This is a genomic window from Streptomyces sp. NPDC028419, assembly GCF_055565515.1.
This window is the reverse complement of sequence record NZ_JBVHUE010000028.1, coordinates 107137-127126: the sequence shown is the minus strand read 5'-3', so window position 1 is coordinate 127126 and position 19990 is coordinate 107137. Positions and strand designations below refer to the sequence as shown.

Annotated in this window: 21 protein-coding genes and 1 riboswitch; of the genes, 7 read left to right on the top strand and 14 right to left on the bottom strand. The window is 71.4% G+C overall.

Annotation, left to right across the window (positions count from 1 at the left end):
- Positions 1 to 160 precede the first annotated feature (160 nt).
- The 4 genes from ACZ4UB_RS28750 to ACZ4UB_RS28735 all read right to left on the bottom strand — a co-directional run bounded on the left by ACZ4UB_RS28750 (position 161) and on the right by ACZ4UB_RS28735 (position 3091).
- Entirely contained in the window at positions 161 to 976 is an 816-nt protein-coding gene (locus tag ACZ4UB_RS28750; protein ID WP_468074507.1) for a hypothetical protein, read from the bottom strand.
- A 118-nt stretch (positions 977 to 1094) separates the two neighbouring features.
- Positions 1095 to 1259 (bottom strand): hypothetical protein, encoded by a 165-nt coding sequence (locus tag ACZ4UB_RS28745; RefSeq protein WP_468074505.1) that lies wholly within the window; start codon positions 1257 to 1259, stop codon positions 1095 to 1097.
- A 35-nt stretch (positions 1260 to 1294) separates the two neighbouring features.
- Positions 1295 to 2209, bottom strand: a complete 915-nt coding sequence (locus ACZ4UB_RS28740; RefSeq protein WP_468074503.1) for a nitrilase-related carbon-nitrogen hydrolase — start codon at positions 2207 to 2209, stop codon at positions 1295 to 1297.
- Positions 2210 to 2500: 291 nt separating this feature from the next.
- Positions 2501 to 3091, bottom strand: a complete 591-nt coding sequence (locus tag ACZ4UB_RS28735; protein ID WP_468074501.1) for a TetR/AcrR family transcriptional regulator — start codon at positions 3089 to 3091, stop codon at positions 2501 to 2503.
- A 19-nt stretch (positions 3092 to 3110) separates the two neighbouring features.
- Here ACZ4UB_RS28735 and ACZ4UB_RS28730 point away from each other — a divergent pair, with 19 nt between their 5' ends.
- The gene (locus ACZ4UB_RS28730) at positions 3111 to 3572 is read left to right on the top strand and encodes a DUF6463 family protein (RefSeq protein ID WP_468074499.1); all 462 of its coding nucleotides are present in this window, start codon (positions 3111 to 3113) and stop codon (positions 3570 to 3572) included.
- Positions 3573 to 3582: 10 nt separating this feature from the next.
- Here the strand turns inward: ACZ4UB_RS28730 and ACZ4UB_RS28725 are convergent, their stop codons facing one another.
- The 3 genes from ACZ4UB_RS28725 to ACZ4UB_RS28715 form a co-directional block, all read right to left on the bottom strand.
- Complete coding sequence (locus tag ACZ4UB_RS28725) at positions 3583 to 5034, bottom strand: alanine/glycine:cation symporter family protein (RefSeq protein WP_468074497.1); 1452 nt, start codon at positions 5032 to 5034, stop codon at positions 3583 to 3585.
- A gap of 284 nt (positions 5035 to 5318) precedes the next feature.
- A complete protein-coding gene (locus ACZ4UB_RS28720) occupies positions 5319 to 6041 on the bottom strand; it encodes a beta-glucanase (RefSeq protein ID WP_468074495.1) in 723 nt (240 codons plus the stop codon).
- Between the two features lie 85 nt (positions 6042 to 6126).
- On the bottom strand, positions 6127 to 6738 hold the full coding sequence (locus tag ACZ4UB_RS28715) for a phosphoribosylanthranilate isomerase (protein WP_468074493.1): 612 nt from the start codon (positions 6736 to 6738) through the stop codon (positions 6127 to 6129).
- Positions 6739 to 6847: 109 nt separating this feature from the next.
- Between ACZ4UB_RS28715 and ACZ4UB_RS28710 the strand changes: the two genes are divergently transcribed.
- Entirely contained in the window at positions 6848 to 7228 is a 381-nt protein-coding gene (locus ACZ4UB_RS28710; protein ID WP_468074491.1) for a type II toxin-antitoxin system RelE/ParE family toxin, read from the top strand.
- Positions 7225 to 7560 carry a helix-turn-helix domain-containing protein gene (locus tag ACZ4UB_RS28705; protein ID WP_468074489.1) on the top strand — a complete coding sequence of 112 codons (336 nt, stop codon included), beginning with the start codon at positions 7225 to 7227 and terminating at the stop codon, positions 7558 to 7560. The genes ACZ4UB_RS28710 and ACZ4UB_RS28705 overlap by 4 nt, the downstream gene beginning before the upstream one ends.
- A gap of 94 nt (positions 7561 to 7654) precedes the next feature.
- Here ACZ4UB_RS28705 and groL read toward each other — a convergent pair whose 3' ends face one another.
- From groL to thrC, 4 genes are all read right to left on the bottom strand, one after another.
- Positions 7655 to 9277: a chaperonin GroEL gene (gene groL, locus ACZ4UB_RS28700; protein WP_354381245.1), complete on the bottom strand. Its 1623-nt coding sequence runs from the start codon at positions 9275 to 9277 to the stop codon at positions 7655 to 7657.
- Between the two features lie 365 nt (positions 9278 to 9642).
- The gene (locus tag ACZ4UB_RS28695) at positions 9643 to 9849 is read right to left on the bottom strand and encodes a cold-shock protein (RefSeq protein WP_003967346.1); all 207 of its coding nucleotides are present in this window, start codon (positions 9847 to 9849) and stop codon (positions 9643 to 9645) included.
- A 394-nt stretch (positions 9850 to 10243) separates the two neighbouring features.
- The gene (locus ACZ4UB_RS28690; RefSeq protein WP_354381244.1) at positions 10244 to 10519 is read right to left on the bottom strand and encodes a MoaD/ThiS family protein; all 276 of its coding nucleotides are present in this window, start codon (positions 10517 to 10519) and stop codon (positions 10244 to 10246) included.
- Positions 10520 to 10551: 32 nt separating this feature from the next.
- The gene (thrC, locus tag ACZ4UB_RS28685; RefSeq protein ID WP_354381243.1) at positions 10552 to 11838 is read right to left on the bottom strand and encodes a threonine synthase; all 1287 of its coding nucleotides are present in this window, start codon (positions 11836 to 11838) and stop codon (positions 10552 to 10554) included.
- A gap of 17 nt (positions 11839 to 11855) precedes the next feature.
- Positions 11856 to 12005, bottom strand: a riboswitch (SAM riboswitch).
- Positions 12006 to 12197: 192 nt separating this feature from the next.
- Here thrC and ACZ4UB_RS28680 point away from each other — a divergent pair.
- Both ACZ4UB_RS28680 and ACZ4UB_RS28675 read left to right on the top strand, forming a co-directional pair.
- Positions 12198 to 13148: a glucosyl-3-phosphoglycerate synthase gene (locus tag ACZ4UB_RS28680; RefSeq protein WP_354381242.1), complete on the top strand. Its 951-nt coding sequence runs from the start codon at positions 12198 to 12200 to the stop codon at positions 13146 to 13148.
- A 46-nt stretch (positions 13149 to 13194) separates the two neighbouring features.
- Entirely contained in the window at positions 13195 to 14637 is a 1443-nt protein-coding gene (locus ACZ4UB_RS28675; protein ID WP_468074486.1) for an alpha,alpha-trehalose-phosphate synthase (UDP-forming), read from the top strand.
- 577 nt (positions 14638 to 15214) lie between these two features.
- On the opposite strand, the gene otsB is transcribed toward ACZ4UB_RS28675, so the two are convergent.
- From otsB to ACZ4UB_RS28660, 3 genes are read right to left on the bottom strand one after another with little or no spacing between them, the layout of a single operon-like run.
- Positions 15215 to 16072, bottom strand: coding sequence for a trehalose-phosphatase (gene otsB, locus ACZ4UB_RS28670; RefSeq protein WP_468074484.1), 858 nt, complete (start codon positions 16070 to 16072; stop codon positions 15215 to 15217).
- A gap of 33 nt (positions 16073 to 16105) precedes the next feature.
- Complete coding sequence (locus ACZ4UB_RS28665; protein ID WP_354381239.1) at positions 16106 to 16342, bottom strand: DUF3263 domain-containing protein; 237 nt, start codon at positions 16340 to 16342, stop codon at positions 16106 to 16108.
- Between the two features lie 43 nt (positions 16343 to 16385).
- Positions 16386 to 17690, bottom strand: a complete 1305-nt coding sequence (locus ACZ4UB_RS28660) for an extracellular solute-binding protein (protein ID WP_468074482.1) — start codon at positions 17688 to 17690, stop codon at positions 16386 to 16388.
- A gap of 178 nt (positions 17691 to 17868) precedes the next feature.
- Between ACZ4UB_RS28660 and ACZ4UB_RS28655 the strand changes: the two genes are divergently transcribed.
- Positions 17869 to 18801 (top strand): ROK family protein, encoded by a 933-nt coding sequence (locus ACZ4UB_RS28655; RefSeq protein ID WP_354381323.1) that lies wholly within the window; start codon positions 17869 to 17871, stop codon positions 18799 to 18801.
- Positions 18801 to 19952 (top strand): N-acetylglucosamine-6-phosphate deacetylase, encoded by a 1152-nt coding sequence (nagA, locus tag ACZ4UB_RS28650; protein WP_468074480.1) that lies wholly within the window; start codon positions 18801 to 18803, stop codon positions 19950 to 19952. The genes ACZ4UB_RS28655 and nagA overlap by 1 nt, the downstream gene beginning before the upstream one ends.
- Positions 19953 to 19990: the final 38 nt, after the last annotated feature.

The following is a 19990-nucleotide window of genomic DNA, read 5'->3' as shown; positions in this document are numbered from 1 at the left end:
CGGACATTATTCTCTCTTTCTAGATTTATCCGGGTACGGAATTTCGACGTCGGGCCAGGATCATACTTCGCCCGACATCAACTCCTCCGCCATCCCTCCCCCCCCCCCCCCCCCCCCCCCCCCCCCCCCCCCCCCCCCCCCCCCCACGGCTCAGGACCGCTCAGCTGCCGGTGCAGACCACGAACGCGGTCACCAACTGGAAGTCGGGCGAAAAGCTGGCGACCGTGGCGCGCCAGCCGTTGTTCTCGAAGGACGACAGGATCATCGCGGTGTTGTTCTGGCTGAACCCTCCGCCACCGGTGACCTGCTGCCCGTCCGGGCACTGGACCTGAGAGGTTCCGCCGCCGCCCTTCGAGACCGAGCCCGCTCGTCCGGCAACGGAATGGTGGGGAGCCGTCGAGCAGACGACGAAGGGCTCCACCGTGTGGGACTGCCCGGTGTCGTTCCAGTAGCTGACCTCCCACGTGTTGAGGGCGGGGAGAGAACTCTGGAAGGACACCCGTGTCGCATCGGCCCGCCCCCCTCCACCGGTGGGCACCTCACCGCTGGGACAGGGCTGGTGGAGGGTGAGGACCTGGCCCTTCGCCACCGTGACGCCGCCTCCGAAGACCTGCCGGTGGGGAGCCGTCGAACAGATCACCGTGGCCGCGAAGGCCCCGTCGTTCAGGTCGCCCACGCTCGCGCCGGTGACGATCCAGTCCCGCCCCTGCGCGTAGGAGCTGATGATGGAGAACCTGAACCTGTTGCCGTAGGTGGTCATCCCTCCCCCGGTGGGCGCCTGACCGGCGGGACACGTGGCCCTGGCCGTGTGCAGGACGGCGGGGTACTCGTACGGAACCTCCACCCGGCCACCGGTGATGTGGGTCAGGGTTTCCGCGGCCTTCGGGGCGGGCGGTCCCGCCTGCGCCGAGGCCGTCGGCACGTAGAGGGCGAGCAGGGCGGCGGCAACCAGCAGGGCGGGGCGGGTGAGTCTCATCGCGACCTTCCGGGTTCGGCGGTGGGAGCCCCCTGGATACCCGAACCGCCGGCGCCCGCCGCGCGCCAACTCCCCACCGCACCAAGCAGAATCGCTCCTCCCTCACCCGGTCGGACCGTCAGTGCGGGAAGGCCCCGGTGTCCGGGGTCAGCGCGAACGGCTCCGGCAGCACCAGCCCCTCACCGAACGCCACGCGGTCCGCGTGCTCGTACGCGCCGTTCTGGGGTCCGGTGAAGAGGGTGGCCGTGGGCTGGCTCCATAGTCGTCCGACCGTGGAAGGCAACGCTGTGTGCTTCGCCGGATGGCCGGTTCCCGTTCTCAGTGGGCGGGGCGCAGGGCGGGATTGAGGACGAGGCGGTTGTCGGTGGGGTGGTGGCCCTCGGGGCTGAAGAGCGGGACGGTGGCGGGGAGGCAGTCGGCGATCAGGAGGCAGTCATGGTGGCGGTCTTCGGCGGTGGCCGCGACCAGGGGTTCGCCGTCGGGGCCCCAGATGCCGGAGTTGCCTTGGTACTGCCAGGAGCCGGCGGGGACCTGCTCCCAGCCGCGGCGGTTGGCGTAGGCGATGAACAGGCGCCAGATGGAGGCCATGGCGGGGATGATGTGGCGGGTGGCGTCCTGGTAGGGGACGCGGCTCATGGTGCCGTCGGCCAGGCGGAAGTGAAAGTCGGCGGCGGTGGGGCCCAGCACGATCTGTGCACCCTGCTCGGCCAGGTACTGGTACAGCGGCGGGAATTCGCACTCGTAGCAGTTCAGCACTCCGACGGCGATGCCGTTGATCGTGACGACGGGCGGCAGTTCCTGACCGAAGGAGTAGTTGCGGCGCTCGGCGGCCCCGTACAGGTGGGTCTTGCGATAGTTCGCGGCGACCTGACCGTCGGCGGTGATCACGCTGATGGAGTCGTAGAAGTCGCTGCCGTCGCGTTCGGGGTAGGGCAGGACCACGGCCAGGCCGTTCGCCTTGGCCGCCAGCCGGGCCTGGTCGACCGAGGGTCCCTCACGGTGTTCCGCCAGCTCCTGGCACTGGCTGGGGTCGATGGCGTAGCCGGTGGTGTATTTCTCCGGGAACACCACCACCTGGCAGTCGTAGGCGGCGGCCAGTGCGGCGACCTCCTCCAGCCGGTCCATGTTCTGCCGCACCGCTTCCCGGCTGCCGACCGGCCCCTGGCCCTGGTAGAGCGCCACCCGCAGCCCCTCGCCGACAGCAGGCGCCGCGGGCAGGGCAGAGCGGAACACGACACGAACAGGCTGCGCCATCGATGGGTCTCTTTCCATGACCGGCGATCCCAGTGATCGCCCCACCGGAAGAAACGAATCACCACCCCATCGGACACCATGATCCCTTCGGCGGCCCACTTATAGGATGCGGCCCCGAGATCGCCCAGCGGAGCCGGAACCGACCTTCCGAGGGAGTCGGGTTCCGCCTACGAAGCCACCGGCCCGCGGCCGCTTGCGCCGGCGCCCCACGATCGAGTGGCGCGCGCGGTGACCTCCGCGCCAAGAGGCGACCTAGTGCCGTGACCGGACCTAGCCGGCACCCCCGCACGCCGCCAGGGCCATCGCGGCGATGCGCGGCGCGAGGTCCGGGGCGGGCGGGTGTTCCAGGAGGAACACCCAGGCGAAGACGGTGCCCAGGACGGCGGCGTGGACCAGCGCGGGGTCGGGCAGGGCGGCCAGTTCGCCGCGCGCGACGGCCCGTTCCAGGAGCCGCGTCACCAGGGCGCGCTCCTCGGCGATGAAGGTCGCCTGGAAGCGGGCGGCGATCTCGGGCTGCTGCTTCACCTCGGCGAGCAGGCCGGGGGTCGCGGCGGCCGCGACCGGGTCGGAGAAGATCCCCAGGATCAGGTCCGCGAGCGCGGTGAGGTCCCCGCGCAACGTGCCCGTGTCCGCCAGCGGCTGCGGTTCGCGCCCGTGGACGAGCGCGGCGAAGACCAGTTCGCCGCGGGAGGCGTGGCGGCGGTAGATGGCGGCCTTGCCCACGCGCGCCCTGGCGGCCACGGCGTCCACGGTCAGCGCGGCGTACCCGACCTCGGCCACCAACTCCCGTACCGCGTCACGGATCGCGTCGTCCACGCGGCTGTCCCGCGGTCGGCCGGGGGGTTGCTTCGAAGGCTGCACGGGTCCAGTATACGGAACTATGAGTATCGAAACTGTCAGTACCGTAACTACGTCCGCGCCCTCCGGTACGGACCGCGCCCGCAGCCTGAACATCTGGGCGGGGCGCACCAGCGTGGCGATCGGCGTCCTGCACATCACCGCCTTCACCGCCAAGACCTGGCCGAGATGGGGCGACTGGTTCGGCGGCGCGCTGCACGGCCAAGCCGCCCTCAAGGACCCCGCCAACGCGGCCTCCATGGCCGAGTTCTGGGCCCTGCCCGGCAGCTTCGCCGTGCCGCTGGTCCTGCTCGGGCTGCTCGTCTCGCGGATGGCCCGCACCGGCCAGGAGGTCCCGCGCTACCTGGGCGCGGCCGTGGGCGCGTGGGTCCTCGTCGGCGCCTGGATCCTGGAACCCTCCGGCTTCCCGCTCGGCCTCGTACCGACGGCGCTGCTCCTCCTCGCCGGGCGCGCGTCCTCGCGGCGCGGGTCCACGCCGGCGTAGCCGCAGCGGATCAGTGGCGGCCCGCCGCCGCGGGGACCGTCACCCGGACCGGGTCCCAGCACTGGACGCCCCGCAGGTCCGGCATGCGGTCGCGGGTGAAGACCGGGTCCAGGCCCGCGCGACGCTGGGCGAGGTAGTCCTCCAGCAGGCGGAAGGCGATCGTCGACAGCGGGATGATCGCCAGCAGGTTCACCAGGGCCATGAAGCCCATGAACACGTCCGCCAGGTTCCACACCACCGACACCGAGCCCAGCGACCCGAGCACGACAGTCACCAGCACGAGCACCCGGTACGACGGCAGCACCCACCGCTTGCGGGTGATGAACTGGATGTTGGACTCGCCGTAGTAGTAGTTACCGATCATGCTGCTGAAGGCGAGCATGAAGACGACCACCGTCAGCAGGTGCCCCGCCCAGCTGCCGAGCGTGTCGCTCAGCGCGGTCTGCGTGAGGTCCGCGCCCTGGCGGCCGGCCGGCTCGGGGTTGCTGACGAGCACGACGAAGGCCGTCATCGTGCACACGAGCAGCGTGTCGAAGAAGACGCCCAGGGACTGTACGAGGCCCTGCTTGACCGGGTGCGAGACCTCCGCCGCCGCGCCCGCGTTCGGGGCCGAGCCGAGGCCCGCCTCGTTCGAGAACATGCCGCGCCGGATGCCCTGCTGGATCGCCGCGCCGATGCCGCCCGCCGCCAGCTCCCGGAAGCCGAAGGCGCCGCCGACGATGTCCGCGACGACCCGGGGGAACTCGGACGCGTTCAGCAGCACGACCGCCGCGCCCAGCAGCAGGTAGACGACCGCCATCACCGGCACCAGCACCGTGGTCACCGCCGCGATCCGCTTGACCCCGCCGAAGACCGCCAGGCCCAGCAGCGCGGCCAGCAGCAGCCCGAGCGCGGGCGCGAACCAGGCCCCGTCCGTCTCCGGCAGCGAGCCCGTCGCCACGGAGGCGATCGTGTTGGCCTGGACGGCGTTGAAGACGAAACCGAAGGTGACGGTGATCGTCACCGCGAAGAGCACCCCGAGCCAGCGCTTCCCGAGCGCGCGCTGCATGTAGTACGCCGGACCGCCCCGGTACGCGCCGGTGGCGCCCCGCACCTTGTAGAGCTGGGCGAGCGCCGATTCCACGAAGGCCGAGGCCGCGCCGATGACCGCCATCACCCACATCCAGAAGACGGCGCCCGCGCCGCCCAGGGTGATGGCCGTGGCAACACCGGCGATGTTGCCGGTGCCGACCCGCGCCGCCGCGGAGATCGTGAAGGCGCCGAAGGACGAGACCTGCTTGCGGCCGTCCGCGCGCGGCGGGGTCTTCTCCTTGACCACCCGGAACATCTCCGGCAGCAGCCGCAGCTGCGCGCCCCGGGACCGGACCGTGAAGTACAGGCCGGCTCCGACCACCAGCGGGATCAGCAGGTAGGTCCAGAAGCGGTCGTTCACGGCGACGATCAGTGAGTCCAGGGCGTCCATGGCTCGAAGTCTCCCGGGGCGGAAGGCCCCCGGACAGGGACCTTGGTCCGCGGCCGCAGGGCCCGAAGACCCCGCCGCGGCCCGCCCTTGGCCCCGCCCGTGGGCGCCCGCTAGGTCCTGTCGTCAAAGTGCCGTCGTCGCCCGAAGGGCGGCCCCGCGGCGTCTGGTGCGTGCTCTCGCCGTGCCGGGCGGAAGCCCGCGTACTGGACGTACTTGGCTTTCGCCCGGTGCGGCGAGAGTGCGTGCCAGGCGTCGCGAGGCAGACGGCACTTTGACGACAGGGCCTAGCGCCGGTACACGCGCAGCGCCGACACCTCGTAGGACAGCTCCGTCACGCCGGGGTCCGGCGCCGGGTGGTAACGGCCCGCGCAGACGGAGAGGTTGACGATGAGGTGGGCGTGCCAGGACCGGCCGACGCCCCGGCCGTCGCTGAAGACCCGGGCGCCGTTGACCCACCAGGTGACCGACGACCTGCCGAACTCGACCTTGAGGTCGACCCAACCGCCGGGGCGGATCACCGGGTCGCGGTAGTAGAGGTGCGCCTCGCGGACGTGGTTCGACAGCTCCAGCAGGTCCGGGTTGTCGGGGTGGTACTCGAAGACGTCGATCTCCTGGCCGCCGTCGCGCCAGGTCCAGATCCCGGGCCAGGCGCCCCGCCCCACCGGCAGCTTCACCCGGGCCTCCAGCACGTCGCCGGTGCGCACCATGAAGCCCTCGTCGCTGCCCTCGGTGGTGAGCAGCCCGCTGTCCCAGTCCCCGTCGGGGCGCAGCGTCGCCCGGAAGACCCCGCCGCGGCTGTAGGCGGGGTCCTCGACGAGGTGGTCCAGCTTGTTGTCGCCCGGATTGACCGGGCCGCCGCCGGGATACGCCCACGAGCGGCCGGCGACCCACTGGGTGGGCGAGGTGAAGTCGGCGGTGAAGACGGGAGCGCGGCGCGGGCGCGGCAGCAGCCCCCCGCCCTCCCCCGGGGCGAGGTGGCGGGTCAGCCGCCACAGTCGTTCGAGCATGTCCGAGACCATGATGAAGAGCTGCCCGCCGGACGCCGCGCCACACTCGAATTCTCGCTCAGAGTAATCGTACGAGCACGAACAGCTATGACCGTTGGGTGCCCCGGGCCGCCTCGACGAACGCCCGGATCAGCTCCGGGGACTTGATCCCGCGCTCCCGCTCCACCCCGCTGGAGACGTCGACCCCCCACGCCCCGGTGGCCCGTACGGCCTCGCCGACGTTGCCCGGGGTCAGCCCGCCGGCCAGCAGCCAGCGGCCCCGCGGTGCGGTGAACTCCTCGGACCCCCAGTTCCAGGGCTTACCCGAGCCCGGATCCGGGGCGTCGATCAGCAGCAGGTCCTCGCCGTACTCCCCGCAGCGCGCCGCGTGCCGCGAGGTGGCCCGCAGCAGGGTCCGACCCTCGGCGCGCAGGGCCGCGAAGTCCTCGGGGCCCTCCTCCCCGTGCAGCTGCACCCCGCGCACGCCGCTCTCCTCGGTGAGCCGGCGCACCTCCGCCACGGACTGCCCCCGGAACACCCCGACGGTGAGCACCCGCTCCGGGATCCGGGCGGCCAGCTCGCGGGCCAGCGCGGGATCGACCGTACGCGGGCTGCCCGCGGCGAAGACGAACCCGATCGCATCGGCCCCGGCGGCCACCGCCTCGTCCACGTCCGCCGCGGTCCGCAACCCGCAGATCTTGATGAACACGTCACTCATGCGGCAAGTGAACCACTCGCCCGTCAACCCCCGACCCCCGGTCATCCGATGGGGCAGAACGCTCCACACGGCCGTATTATGTCGCAGACGACATAATACGGTGCGTCGCATGAACGCCGACCTGTACGTGATCGAGGTGGAGCCCGATGTGCGGACCTGGCTGGAGCTACTGCCCGGCAAGCAGTACCGCAAGGTCGAGGAGTACGCGGAGTTGCTGGCCGCCCACGGACCCCTGACCCCGATGCCGTTCGCCCGCCCCCTGAGGAACGGCGTCTACGAACTGCGGCCCACGCTCGACGGCGTGCCCACGCGGATCAGCTACTGGTTCGCGCCGGGGCGCAGAATCGTACTCCTTACGGTCTTCAGCAAGACGCGCATGCACGAGCCGGATCAAGTGGACCGCGCCGTGGCGGCCCGTATCGTGTGCGCACGGGAGCACGCCCCGGCCCACACCACGTACAGCCGCGGCAAGGAAGGGGACGCGCGATGAATCACAGCCGCTGGAAGCTGGCCCGTGAGCGGGAGGCCGCGCGGGAGTACGTCGAAGCGCCCGAGGTCGAGGCCGAGCGTGCGGAGATCCGCCTCGCGATGGCCTTCGCCAAGGCCGTGTACGACCGGCGCAAGGCGCTCGGGCTGTCCCAGACGCAACTCGCCGAGCGCGCCGGGCTCACCCAGGCGAAGATCTCCCGGGTCGAGGGTGCCGACGCCGTGCCCACGCTGCCGCTGCTCCGGCGGCTCGCCCGCGCCCTCGACGCCTCGCTGACCATCGACCTGGGCTGCGACCACGAAGCGGTCACCTTCGTGGCCCGCCCCGCCGCGTAGGAACGCGGGAACGCCCGAGGGCGGCACCCCCCGTGGGGAGTGCCGCCCTCGTTCGAAGAACAGCCGATCTGCTCGGGCCGGGGCCCGGGGCGGATCAGAAGTCCATGTCACCGCCCGGCATGCCGCCGCCCGCGGGGGCACCGGCCTTCTCGGGCTTGTCGGCGATGACGGCCTCGGTGGTGAGGAACAGCGCGGCGATCGACGCGGCGTTCTGCAGCGCGGAGCGCGTGACCTTCGCCGGGTCGATGATGCCCTCGGCGATCATGTCGACGTACTCGCCGGTCGCGGCGTTCAGGCCGTGGCCGATCGGCAGGTTGCGCACCTTCTCGACGACGACGCCACCCTCGAGACCACCGTTGACGGCGATCTGCTTGAGCGGGGCCTCCAGCGCGAGCTTGACGGCGTTGGCGCCGGTCGCCTCGTCGCCCGTGAGCTCGAGCTTCTCGAAGACCGCGGAGGCCTGGAGGAGCGCGACGCCGCCACCGGCGACGATGCCCTCTTCGACGGCCGCCTTGGCGTTGCGGACGGCGTCCTCGATGCGGTGCTTGCGCTCCTTGAGCTCAACCTCCGTCGCGGCGCCGGCCTTGATGACGGCCACGCCGCCGGCCAGCTTCGCGAGGCGCTCCTGGAGCTTCTCGCGGTCGTAGTCCGAGTCGGAGTTCTCGATCTCGGCGCGGATCTGGTTGACGCGACCCTGGACCTGGTCGCTGTCGCCGGAGCCGTCGACGATCGTGGTCTCGTCCTTGGTGATGACGACCTTGCGGGCGCGGCCGAGCAGGTCGAGGCCCGCGCTCTCGAGCTTGAGACCGACCTCCTCGGAGATGACCGTGCCGCCCGTGAGGATGGCGATGTCACCGAGCATGGCCTTGCGGCGGTCGCCGAAGCCCGGAGCCTTGACGGCGACGGACTTGAAGGTGCCGCGGATCTTGTTGACGACCAGGGTCGACAGGGCCTCGCCCTCGACGTCCTCGGCGATGATCAGCAGCGGCTTGCCGGACTGCATGACCTTCTCGAGGAGCGGCAGCAGGTCCTTGACCGAGCCGATCTTCGAGTTGACGATCAGGATGTACGGGTCGTCGAGGGACGACTCCATGCGCTCCATGTCGGTGGCGAAGTACGCCGAGATGTAGCCCTTGTCGAAGCGCATGCCCTCGGTGAGCTCGAGCTCCAGGCCGAAGGTCTGCGACTCCTCGACCGTGATGACGCCTTCCTTGCCGACCTTGTCCATCGCCTCGGCGATGAGCTCGCCGATCTGGGTGTCAGCGGCGGAGATGGAGGCCGTAGAAGCGATCTGCTCCTTGGTCTCGACATCCTTGGCCTGCGCCAGCAGGGCGGCGGAGACGGCCTCGACGGCCTTCTCGATACCGCGCTTGAGGGCCATCGGGTTCGCACCGGCGGCCACGTTGCGCAGGCCCTCGCGGACGAGCGCCTGGGCGAGCACGGTGGCGGTGGTCGTACCGTCGCCGGCGACGTCGTCCGTCTTCTTGGCGACTTCCTTGACCAGCTCGGCGCCGATCTTCTCGTACGGGTCCTCGAGCTCGATCTCCTTGGCGATGGAGACACCATCGTTGGTGATCGTGGGGGCGCCCCACTTCTTCTCAAGGACGACGTTGCGACCCTTGGGGCCAAGGGTGACCTTGACGGCGTCGGCGAGCTGGTTCATGCCTCGCTCGAGACCGCGCCGGGCCTCCTCGTTGAACGCAATGATCTTGGCCATCTGAAGTGGTCCTCCCGGACAGCGGTGGATTGCTCCCGGACCGCGCCCGCGCCCGCGACGGACGGCCTGTGGGTCCGGCGGTTCCTTCCCGCCGACCCCGTGGGCCTCACCGACCCGGTCCTCGTTTTGGTAGCACTCTCACCTGGAGAGTGCTAACGCCAATGATTAGCACTCGGCACCCCCGAGTGCAAGCGGCTTCGAGGAACACCCGGTGAACGCCCGGGCCCCGCACCCGTTCCCCCACGCGTTCCCGCACGGATCCGGCCCCGGTTCCCGCCCCGGTTTCCCGCACGCACGCGGGGCCCGCATCCATGTCTCAGGATGCGGGCCCCGCGTGTTCATGTGTCGGTGGTCGATCGCTCCGGCTAGCCGACTGCGAGCTTGACCATGTCCGCCTGCGGACCCTTCTGGCCCTGCGAGATCTCGAACTCGACCCGCTGACCCTCTTCAAGGGTGCGGTACCCGTCCATCTGGATGGCGCTGTAGTGGACGAACACATCCGCACCACCGTCGACCGCGATGAAGCCGTAGCCCTTCTCCGCGTTGAACCACTTGACGGTGCCCTGAGCCATGCCTAACTCCCCTATTACTGGCCCTTGCGCAGGACCGCACTTCGCGGACCCGGGTCAGAACTTGCGCCGGAACGCCTCGACCGGGGCTGAATGTATCCGCACCGCTGCTGTCTGCAACAGGTCATTCCCGCGAGAATTCTGGACATGCCATTACATTGAAATAGGGTGAAAATTAGGAATCTTCCGGGGCAACTCGGGCCGGACAAACCACGCCAAGGACCCATAGCGCGCACGCATGTTGACTCAATGTCAACCCTCCCGCGACCCGTTCATATGCGCCGGGCAAGAACAGCGGTGGGGACTTCCCCAACTCTACCGCGCCCAACCACGCAGAATTGCCCCCTCCGTTTCCTACCGGAGGGGGCAATTCAGGTTCTGCGGTCCGAGCGGAGGGTCAGCCGCCCGCGACGGCGGGGATGATCGAGACGCCCACGCCGTCGGGCGTCGGCGTCTGCAGCCCGCTCTCGAAGCGCACGTCGTCGTCGTTGACGTAGACGTTCACGAAGCGGCGCAGCTTGCCCTGGTCGTCGAGGACGCGGGCGGCGATGCCCGGGTGGCTCCGCTCCAGGGAGTCGATGACCTCGCTGAGGGTCGCGCCCTCGGCGGCGACCTCGGCCTGGCCGCCCGTGTAGGTGCGCAGGATGGTGGGGATGCGGACGTTGACGCTCATGGCGCTGCTGCCTTTCCGGGTTCGAGGGGTGATCAGGCCAGGCCGGCGGCGCGGAACGCGTCCAGGCTCGGGCGGATGGTGGCGGTCTGGCCGCTGTCGGCGGCCACCGCCTCCAGGGTCTTCAGGCCGTCACCGGTGTTCAGGATCACGGTCGTCAGCGCCGGGTCCAGCTGCCCGTTCTCGATGAGCTTCTTCGTCACGCCGACGGTCACGCCGCCCGCGGTCTCGGCGAAGATGCCCTCGGTCTGGGCCAGGATCTTGATGGCCTCGACGACCTGGGTGTCGTTGACGTCCTCGACGTAACCGCCGGTGCGGCGGGCGATGTCCAGGACGTACGGGCCGTCGGCCGGGTTGCCGATCGCGAGCGACTTGGCGATGGTGTCCGGCTTCTGCGGGCGGACCACGTCGTGACCGGCCTTGAAGGCGGTCGAGACGGGCGAGCAGCCCTCGGCCTGGGCGCCGAAGATCTTGTAGGGCTTGTCCTCGACCAGGCCGAGCTTGATCAGCTCCTGCAGACCCTTGTCGATCTTCGTCAGCTGCGAGCCGGACGCGATCGGGATGACGATCTGGTCGGGCAGCCGCCAGCCGAGCTGCTCGCAGATCTCGTACGCCAGGGTCTTGGAGCCCTCGCCGTAGTACGGGCGCAGGTTGACGTTGACGAAGCCCCAGCCCTCGCCGAGCGGGTCGCCGATCAGTTCCGAGCAGAAGCGGTTGACGTCGTCGTAGTTGCCCTCGATGCCGACCAGGTCACCGCCGTACACGCCGGCCATGACGACCTTGCCCTGCTCCAGGTCGTGCGGGATGAAGACGCAGGAGCGCAGTCCGGCGCGGGCGGCGGCGGCGCCGACGGCCCCGGCCAGGTTGCCCGTGGAGGAGCAGGAGAGCGTGGTGAAGCCGAAGGCGCGGGCGGCCTCGACGGCGATGGCGACGACGCGGTCCTTGAAGGAGTGCGTCGGGTTGCCGGAGTCGTCCTTGACGTAGAGCTTGCCGGTGACGCCCAGCTCCTTGGCCAGGTTCTCGGCGTCCACGAGCTTGGTGAAGCCCGGGTTCAGGTTCGGCTTCGAGGCCACGTCGGCGGGGACGGGCAGCAGCGGGGCGTAGCGCCAGATGTTGTTCGGGCCGGCTTCGATCGCGGCGCGCAGCGCCTCGGGGTCACCGGTCGGAAGCTCGTAGGCCACTTCGAGCGGGCCGAAACACTCGGCACAGGCGAAAATGGGACCCAGCTCGAAGCGGGTGGCGCATTCGCGGCAGGAAAGCCCGATGGCGGGTCCGAGATCGACGGTGGTCGCGGCAGAGGTGGCGACAGTCTGTACAGACATGACGGCGAGGCCCTTTCTCCTCATCTTCCCCGTGGCGCACTTCGCCACGAGACGGATTTGGCACCTTCCCTAGTCGGGGACCTCGCTGACTTTGCAAAATCGCGAGACCGACTGGAGGGTTGCCGGGGCTTCAACGGGCCGTATCCCTCTGCCCCTCTGGATGAGCGGTATGGCGCGAACGCGCCTTGGCGGCGCACTCGTGCGTTTGTACCGAAGGACCCCCGACATGCGATGGTCCTCCGCGTTGTTCAAGACTGTAACCGAAGGCATGGATGGTTGAGACAGCCGTCCGAACCGCGAGATGGATCACATTTCGGCCATATCGCTGGCCGGCCACGACTCGATAGGGAGTGCTGAAGGTGCTGGAAGAGGTGGAGCGCTGGCTGGGGGCCCGCTCCTGGTCCGCCACCGACCGACCGCTGGAGCAGCTCCTTTCGGCCAAGCGGGCATCGGGCATCACGGTCAGCGTCGTGTTGCCCGCGCTCAATGAGGAGGCGACGGTCGGCGCGATCGTCGAGGTCATCCGCCGCGACCTGATGGACGCCCTCCCCGTCCCCCTCGTCGACGAGCTCGTCGTCATCGACTCCGGCTCGGGCGACCGCACCTCGGAGGTCGCCGCGAAGGCCGGCGCCCGCGTGGTGCACCGCGACGAGATCCTGCCGCGGGTCCCGGCGCTGCCCGGCAAGGGCGAGGTGCTGTGGCGCTCGCTGCTGGTGACCAGCGGGGACGTCGTCTGCTTCGTCGACGCCGACCTGCGCGACTTCTCCGCCGCCTTCGTCTCCGGGATCGTCGGCCCGCTGCTGACCGAACCGGACGTGCAGTTCGTCAAGGCGATGTACGACCGCCCGCTGGGCGACGCGCCCGGCCAGGGCGGCCGGGTCACCGAGCTGGTGGCCCGCCCGCTGCTGAACCTGCACTGGCCGCAGCTGGCCGGATTCGTCCAGCCGCTGGGCGGCGAGTACGCGGTGCGCCGCTCGCTGCTGGAGCGGCTGCCCTTCCCCGTCGGCTACGGCGTGGAGCTCGGCCTGTTGGTGGACGCGCTGCACACGGCCGGTCTGGACGCGCTCGCGCAGGTGGACGTCGGCGTCCGGCTGCACCGCCACCAGGACGGGCGGGCGCTGGGCCGAATGGCCGCCGCGATCTACCGGACCGCGCAGCTGCGGCTCTCGCGCGGGCACCTCGTACGGCCCGAGCTGACCCAGTTCGAGCGCGGCCCGGACGGCTTCGAGCCGCACACCTACCCGGTGGACACGGTGGAGCGGCCGCCGATGCGGGGCGTCGAGGAGTACGCCCACCGACGCGTGGCATGACGGCACTCACAGTTTGAGCGCGGGCCCGCCGGGCTAGGTTGCCCGCATGGCCTTCTCGGTACTCGTCGCCGCCAACCGCGGTCCGCTCTCGTACGCCCTCGACACCGACGGGGGCCTCAGCGCCCGCCGCGGCGGGGGCGGTCTCGTCTCCGGCCTCTCCGCCGCCCTCGGCCGCCAACCGGACGCGCTGTGGATCTGCGCGGCGCTCTCGGAGGCGGACCGCGAGGCGGTCCGCCGCGGGGTCGCCGAGCCGGGCGTGCGGATGCTGGACATCGACCCCGAGGTGTACGACGGCGCCTACAACGCCATCGCCAATTCGGTGCTCTGGTTCACCCACCACCACCTGTACGACGTCCCGCGCGAGCCGGTCTTCGACGCGGCGTTCCACCGGGCCTGGGAGTCGTACGTCGCCTACAACCGGGCCTTCGCCGAGGCGCTGGCCGAGGAGGCGGAGCGGGGCGCGCGGGTCCTCGTCCAGGACTACCACCTGGCCCTGGTGCCCGGCATGCTGCGGGTGCTGCGCCCGGACCTGCTGATCGCGCACTTCACGCACACGCCCTGGGCGTCCTACGACTACCTGCGGATCCTGCCCTCCTACGTCCGCGAGGAGCTGGCCTGGGGGATGCTCGGGGCGGACATGGTGGGCTTCCACACCGGGGCGTGGGCGCGGGCGTTCCTGGACGCGATGGACCTGGACGACGCGTACGGGACGGCTTCGCCGGGCGGAGCGGACGGCACGGAGATCACGCACCGGCGCTACACGGTCTGGTCGAGCCGGACCACCTCGGTACGGGTCTTCCCGCTGGGCGTGGACGGCGACGAGCTGCGGGAGCTGGCCCACCGGCCCGAGGTGAACGACAAGCTGGCCGCGCTGCGGACGGAGGTCGCCGGGCGCAAGGCGATCGTCCGGGTGGACCGCACGGAGCTGTCGAAGAACATCCTGCGCGGGCTGCTGGCCTACCGGGAGCTGCTGGTCACCCGGCCCGAGTGGCGCGGCCGCGTGGTGCACCTGGCGTCGGCCTACCCCTCGCGGCAGGACCTGGCCGTCTACCGCGCGTACACGGAGTCGGTGCGGGAGCTGGCCGCGGAGATCAACGCGGAGTTCGCCACGCCCGACTGGCAGCCGGTGCTGGTCTCGGTCGAGGACGACTTCGCGCGCTCCCTGGCGGCGTACCGGCTGGCGGACGTGGCCCTGGTGAACCCGGTGCGCGACGGGATGAACCTGGTGGCCAAGGAGATCCCGGTGGTGTCGGAGGCGGGGTGCGTGCTGGTGCTGTCGACGGGGGCGGGGGCGTACGAGGAGCTCCGCGAGGACGTGCTGGCGGTGAACCCGTACGACGTCACGGAGACGGCGCTCGCGCTGCACGCGGCGTTGTCCATGCCGGAGGGGGAGCGGGCGGAGCGCACGAAGCGCCTGGCCGCGACCGCGACCGCCCTGCCGCCGGCGGCCTGGTTCGAGGCCCAACTGGCCTTCTTGCGGTCCGAGTAGCCGGCGAGCCCGTCCAGTACGCCCCCGGAGGACGCCTCAAACGCCGGCGAGGCTGGGAATCAAGCCCGCCCGGCGATTGAGGGCCCGCCGGAGGCAGCATCAGCCCACGCGGCACCCGAGCCCGACGCCCGACCACCGGTCGACCGCCCTCCGGGGGCGCCTCAAACGCCGGCGAGGCTGGGAATCAAGCCCGCCCGGCGATTGAAGGCCCGCCGAAGGCAACACCAGCCGGCGCGGCTGGGAAATCAAGCCCGCCCGGCGATTGAGGGCCCGCCGGAGGCAGCATCAGCCCACGCGGCACCCGAGCCCGACGGCCGACCACCGGTCGACCGCCCTCCGGGGGCGCCTCAAACGCCGGCGAGGCTGGGAATCAAGCCCGCCCGGCGATTGAGGGCCCGCCGGAGGCAACACCAGCCGGCGCGGCTGGGAAACCAAGCCCGCCCGGCGATTGAGGGCCCGCCGGAGGCAGCGTCAGCCCACGCGGCACCCGAGCCCGGGGGTCGACCGCCCCCGGGGGGACGCCTCAAACGCCGGCGGGGCTGGAGATGCAGCCGCCCGGCGATTGGGGGCGGGTGGGCTAGAGGGCGGCGGCCAAGGCTGCGAGGAAGGCGGCTACTTCGGGGGGGCCCGCCAGGGTCAGGTCGGCTCGGGCGGCCAGCTCGGGGACCTCGGCCGAGCCGCTGCACACCAGCAGCCCCGGCACCCCCTCGGCCCGCGCCTTCTCCACCGCGGAGAACGCGGCCAGGTCCCCCAGATCGTCCCCGGCGTACAGCACCGCCCCGGCCCCGACCTCCGCCAGGTACTCCGTGAGCGCGACCCCCTTGTCCATCCCCGGCGGCCTCAGCTCCAGCACGGCCCGCCCCGGCTCCACCACCAGCCCGTGCCGCGCCGCCAGCTCCCCCAGCGGCTCCCGCAGCGCGTCGAAGGCCGCCGCGGGATCCTCGGCCCGGCGGGTGTGGACGGCCAGGGCGCGCCCCTTCTCCTCGATCCAGGTGCCGCGCCACGCCCCGATGGAGTCCAGGAAGCCCGGCAGCTCGGCCCGTACGGCCGCCACCCCGGGATGTTCGGCGGGGGTGTGGACGATCCCGGTGACCGCGTCCCAGCGCTCGGCGCCGTAGTGCCCGAGCACGACGAGGTGTTCGAGCCCCGGCACCCCCGCGAAGCCCCCGTGGCGGACGGCGACCCCGGCGGGCCGCCCGGTGATCACGGCCACCGAGGCCACCCGCGGCGCGAGCGCGGCCAGCGCGGGCACGGCGTCGGCGTGGGCCCGCGCCTGGTCGGGGTCGGGCACGATCTCGGCGAGCGTGCCGTCGAAGTCGAGGGCGATCACCGCGCGGCGCGGCTCGCGCAGCAGGGCGTCGAGCCCCTCGCGTCCGGCGGCGGTGACGGGCATCGGCAGGCTGTTGACCGGCAGGCTGTGCGGATGGCTCCCCATGCCTACGACCCTAACGGTCCCCCCGGAGGACGGCTATCGCCGGGCACGCTGGGCTTCGCGCAGCCTGCGCAGCCGGTTCACGGTGCCGGGCGCGTGGGCGAGCGCGCGCGGGTCGTCCATCAGCGCGTTGAGCAGCTGGTAGTAGCGGACGGGATGCATGCCGAGTCGCTCCCGTATGGCCCGCTCCTTGGCGCCGGGACCGGGCCAGGTGCGCCCCTCGTACGCGAGCACGGCGGCCTCCGTCTCCGTCAACCGCCCGCCCTCCGTCATACCGCCAGGTTAACTCCGCCCACCGACAGCACCCACGGCCAGCTCAGTGCGCGTCCTCCGCCCGCGCCGTGCGCGCCATCTCCTCCAGCGTCTTGGCCGGCTGCCCGCCCGGCTGGACGGTCTTGCCGATGTTCTGCTTGATGTTCTCGCTCACGCCCGCCCAGGACTTCTTGCCGACCGGGTAGAGCCGCGAGGAGGGCAGCGCCTGGAGGAAGGTCTTGAGCTGGACCGCGCCCGCTCCGGTGGCCGCTTCCATCGACCGGTAGCCGCTGGTGGTCACCGGCAGCAGGTCGTAGCGGCTGGTGAAGGCGGTCTGGTTCTCGGCCGAGTAGAGGTAGTCGAGGAACTTGCCCGATTCCTTGCGGTGGCCGTTCTTGAAGGCCATGACCCAGTCGGCGACGCCCATGGCGGGCTTGTCCGAGCCGTCGGAGGTCGGCAGCGCGACCATGCCGAACTTCAGGCCCTTCGCCGCGGCCTGCTTGATCAGCGTCGGGTGGCCGTTGAGCATGCCGACCTCGCCGCGCGTGAAGCCGTCGAAGGCGGCCTGCCGGTCCAGCTTCGCCGGTTCGACGGGGCCGGTGAGGCCGCCGCCGACCAGGGTGTCGCGCAGGTACTCGAAGGTCTTGACGTTGTCCGGGGAGTCGAGGGCGTAGGACTCCTCGTTGTCGGTGTAGCCGCCGCCGCCCGCGAGCATCCAGTTCATGGTCTCGGCCTGCGCCTCCTCACGGCCGAGCGGCAGCGCGAAGGGGGTGGGGACCTTGGCCGCCTTCAGCTTCTTGGCCGCGGCTTCCAGCTCGGACCAGGTCTTGGGCTGCCAGCCCTTGCCGGTGCCGACGGCGCTCGCCGGGATGACGCCCGCGTCGGCGAAGAGCTTCTCGTTGTAGAAGAGCAGCCGGGTGCTGGCCACGAAGGGCATGCCGTACTGGACGCGCTTGACCTTGCCCGCGTCGGCGAGCGGCGCGAGGAAGTCGGCCTCGGTCTGTACGGAGAGCAGCTCGTCGGCGGTGTAGAGCTTGTCGGCGGCGGCGTAGTCCGCGTAGGCGCCGATCTGCGCGACGTCGGGGGCCTTGCCGGCCTTGACCATCTCGGCGACCTTGGCGTCGACCTCGGTCCAGGAGTAGACGTCGACCTCGACCTTGATGCCGGGCTGGTCCTTCTCGAACCGGTGGGCGAGGTCCTTCCAGTACGTGGCGGAGGAGTTCGCGGGATTGTCCCCGTAGTCGGCCGCCACGACGCGCAGGGTCACCTCGTTGTTCCCGCCGAGGACCTCGGTTCCACAACCGGTCAGGGTCACGCTCATGCACAGTGCGGCGCCGGAGGCCACCAGGCTCAGATAACGGGCTCTCACAGCTCTCGGTCCACCCCATTGTCGTCCGTCAGATCCACGTAAGGTCTACACCACTTTCGCGGAGTGTCCACAACCGGACGGCACCGGGGGTCCCCCATTTGTATGGCTACTCAACAATCCCCCTCAGTGGACTAGACCTTTCCCCGTCGAGCACGCGAGACTGTCACCTGTGAAACCCGTGAAACACGTCATCGCCCTCGATGTGGGCGGCACCGGGATGAAGGCCGCCCTCGTCGCCGAGGACGGCTCCCTGCTCCATGAGGCGCGCCGCGCGACCGGCCGCGACCGGGGCCCCGACGCCGTCGTCGAGTCGATCCTGGAGTTCGCCGCGGAGCTGCGCGACCTGGGGGTGCAGCGGTACGGAGGGCCCGCGTCCGCCGCCGGCGTCGCCGTGCCCGGGATCGTCGACGCCGAGAACGGGGTCGCCGTCTACGCGGCGAACCTGGGCTGGCGCGACGTACCGATGCGCGCCCTGCTCAGCGCACGCCTCGGCGGCATCCCCGTGGCCCTGGGCCACGACGTGCGCACCGGCGGCCTCGCCGAGGGCCGCATCGGAGCGGGCCGCGGCGCCGACCGCTTCCTCTTCGTCCCGCTCGGGACCGGCATCGCGGGCGCCATCGGCATCGCGGGCCGGATCGAGGCGGGCGCGCACGGCTACGCCGGCGAGATCGGCCACATCGTGGTCCGCCCCGGCGGCCCCGCCTGCGGCTGCGGCCAGCGCGGCTGCCTGGAGACCCTCGCCTCCGCCTCCGCCGTCACCCGCGCCTGGGCCGCCGCCTCCGGCGACCCCGAAGCGGACGCCGCGGACTGCGCCAAGGCCGTCGCCTCCGGCGACCCGCGCGCACAGGAGGTCTGGCTCGCCGCCGTCGGCGCCCTCGCCGACGGCCTGGTCACCGCCCTCACCCTGCTGGACCCCCGCACGCTGATCATCGGTGGCGGGCTGGCCGAGGCCGGGGAAACCTTGTTCACACCGCTTCGGACGGCCGTCGAGGAACGCGTGACGTTCCAGCGGCTGCCCGAGATCGTTCCGGCTGCCCTCGGGGACACCGCCGGATGCCTGGGCGCGGGTCTGCTCGCCTGGGACCTACTCGCCACGGAGGTACCAGCCTGATGGCCGGAAGCGCACACAGCACCGTTCTCTCCGGCGCCAAGGTGGTGCTGCCCACCGGGACCGTCACGGGCGGCCGCGTCATCGTCGAGGGCGAACGCATCGCGGGCAGCGCCCACGAGGGCGCCGCCGCCGTCGACCTCACCGGCCACTGGATCGTCCCCGGCTTCGTGGACATGCACAACCACGGCGGCGGCGGCGCCTCCTTCACCTCCGGCACGCCCGAGGAGATCCTCCGCGGCGTGCGCACGCACCGCGAGCACGGCACCACCACGCTGGTCGCCTCGACCGTCACCGGCGACCTCGACGAGCTGGCCCGGCGGGCCGCGCTGCTCGCCGAGCTGACCCAGCAGGGCGAGATCGCGGGCATCCACTTCGAGGGCCCCTTCATCAACCCCTGCCGCAAGGGCGCGCACAAGGAGGACCTGCTGCGCGACCCGGACCCGGCCGAGGTCCGCAAGCTGATGGACGCCGCGCACGGAGCGGCCCGGATGTTCACCCTGGCGACCGAGCTGCCGGGCGGGCTGGACTCCGTACGCCTGCTGGCCGAACACGGGGTGATCGCGGCGATCGGACACACCGACTCCACCTACGACCAGACCCGCGAGGCCATCGACGCCGGCGCCACGGTCGCCACCCACCTCTACAACGCGATGCCCGGCCTGGAACACCGCGCGCCCGGCCCCATCGCGGCGCTGCTGGAGGACGAGCGGATCACCGTCGAGCTGATCAACGACGGCACCCACCTGCACCCGGCGATGCTGGAGCTGGCCTTCCACCACGCGGGCGCGCACCGCGTGGCGCTGATCACCGACGCGATGGACGCGGCGGGCTTCGGCGACGGCACCTACCACCTCGGTCCGCTGGAGGTCGAGGTCAAGGACGGCGTGGCCCGGCTCGTGGAGGGCGGCTCCATCGCGGGCTCGACGCTGACCCTGGACACCGCCTTCAAGCGGTCGGTGACCGTGGACCGGCTGCCCGTCGAGTCCGTGGTGCAGGCGATCTCGGCCAACCCGGCCCGCCTGCTCGGGATGTACGACCGGGTCGGCTCGCTGGAGCCCGGCAAGTACGCCGACCTCGTCGTCCTCGACGCGGACTTCGACGTCAAGGGCGTCATGCGGCACGGCGAATGGATCATCGACCCGCGCGCGTGAGCACGCGGCGCACCGGCGCGGACGGCGACTGACGGCCC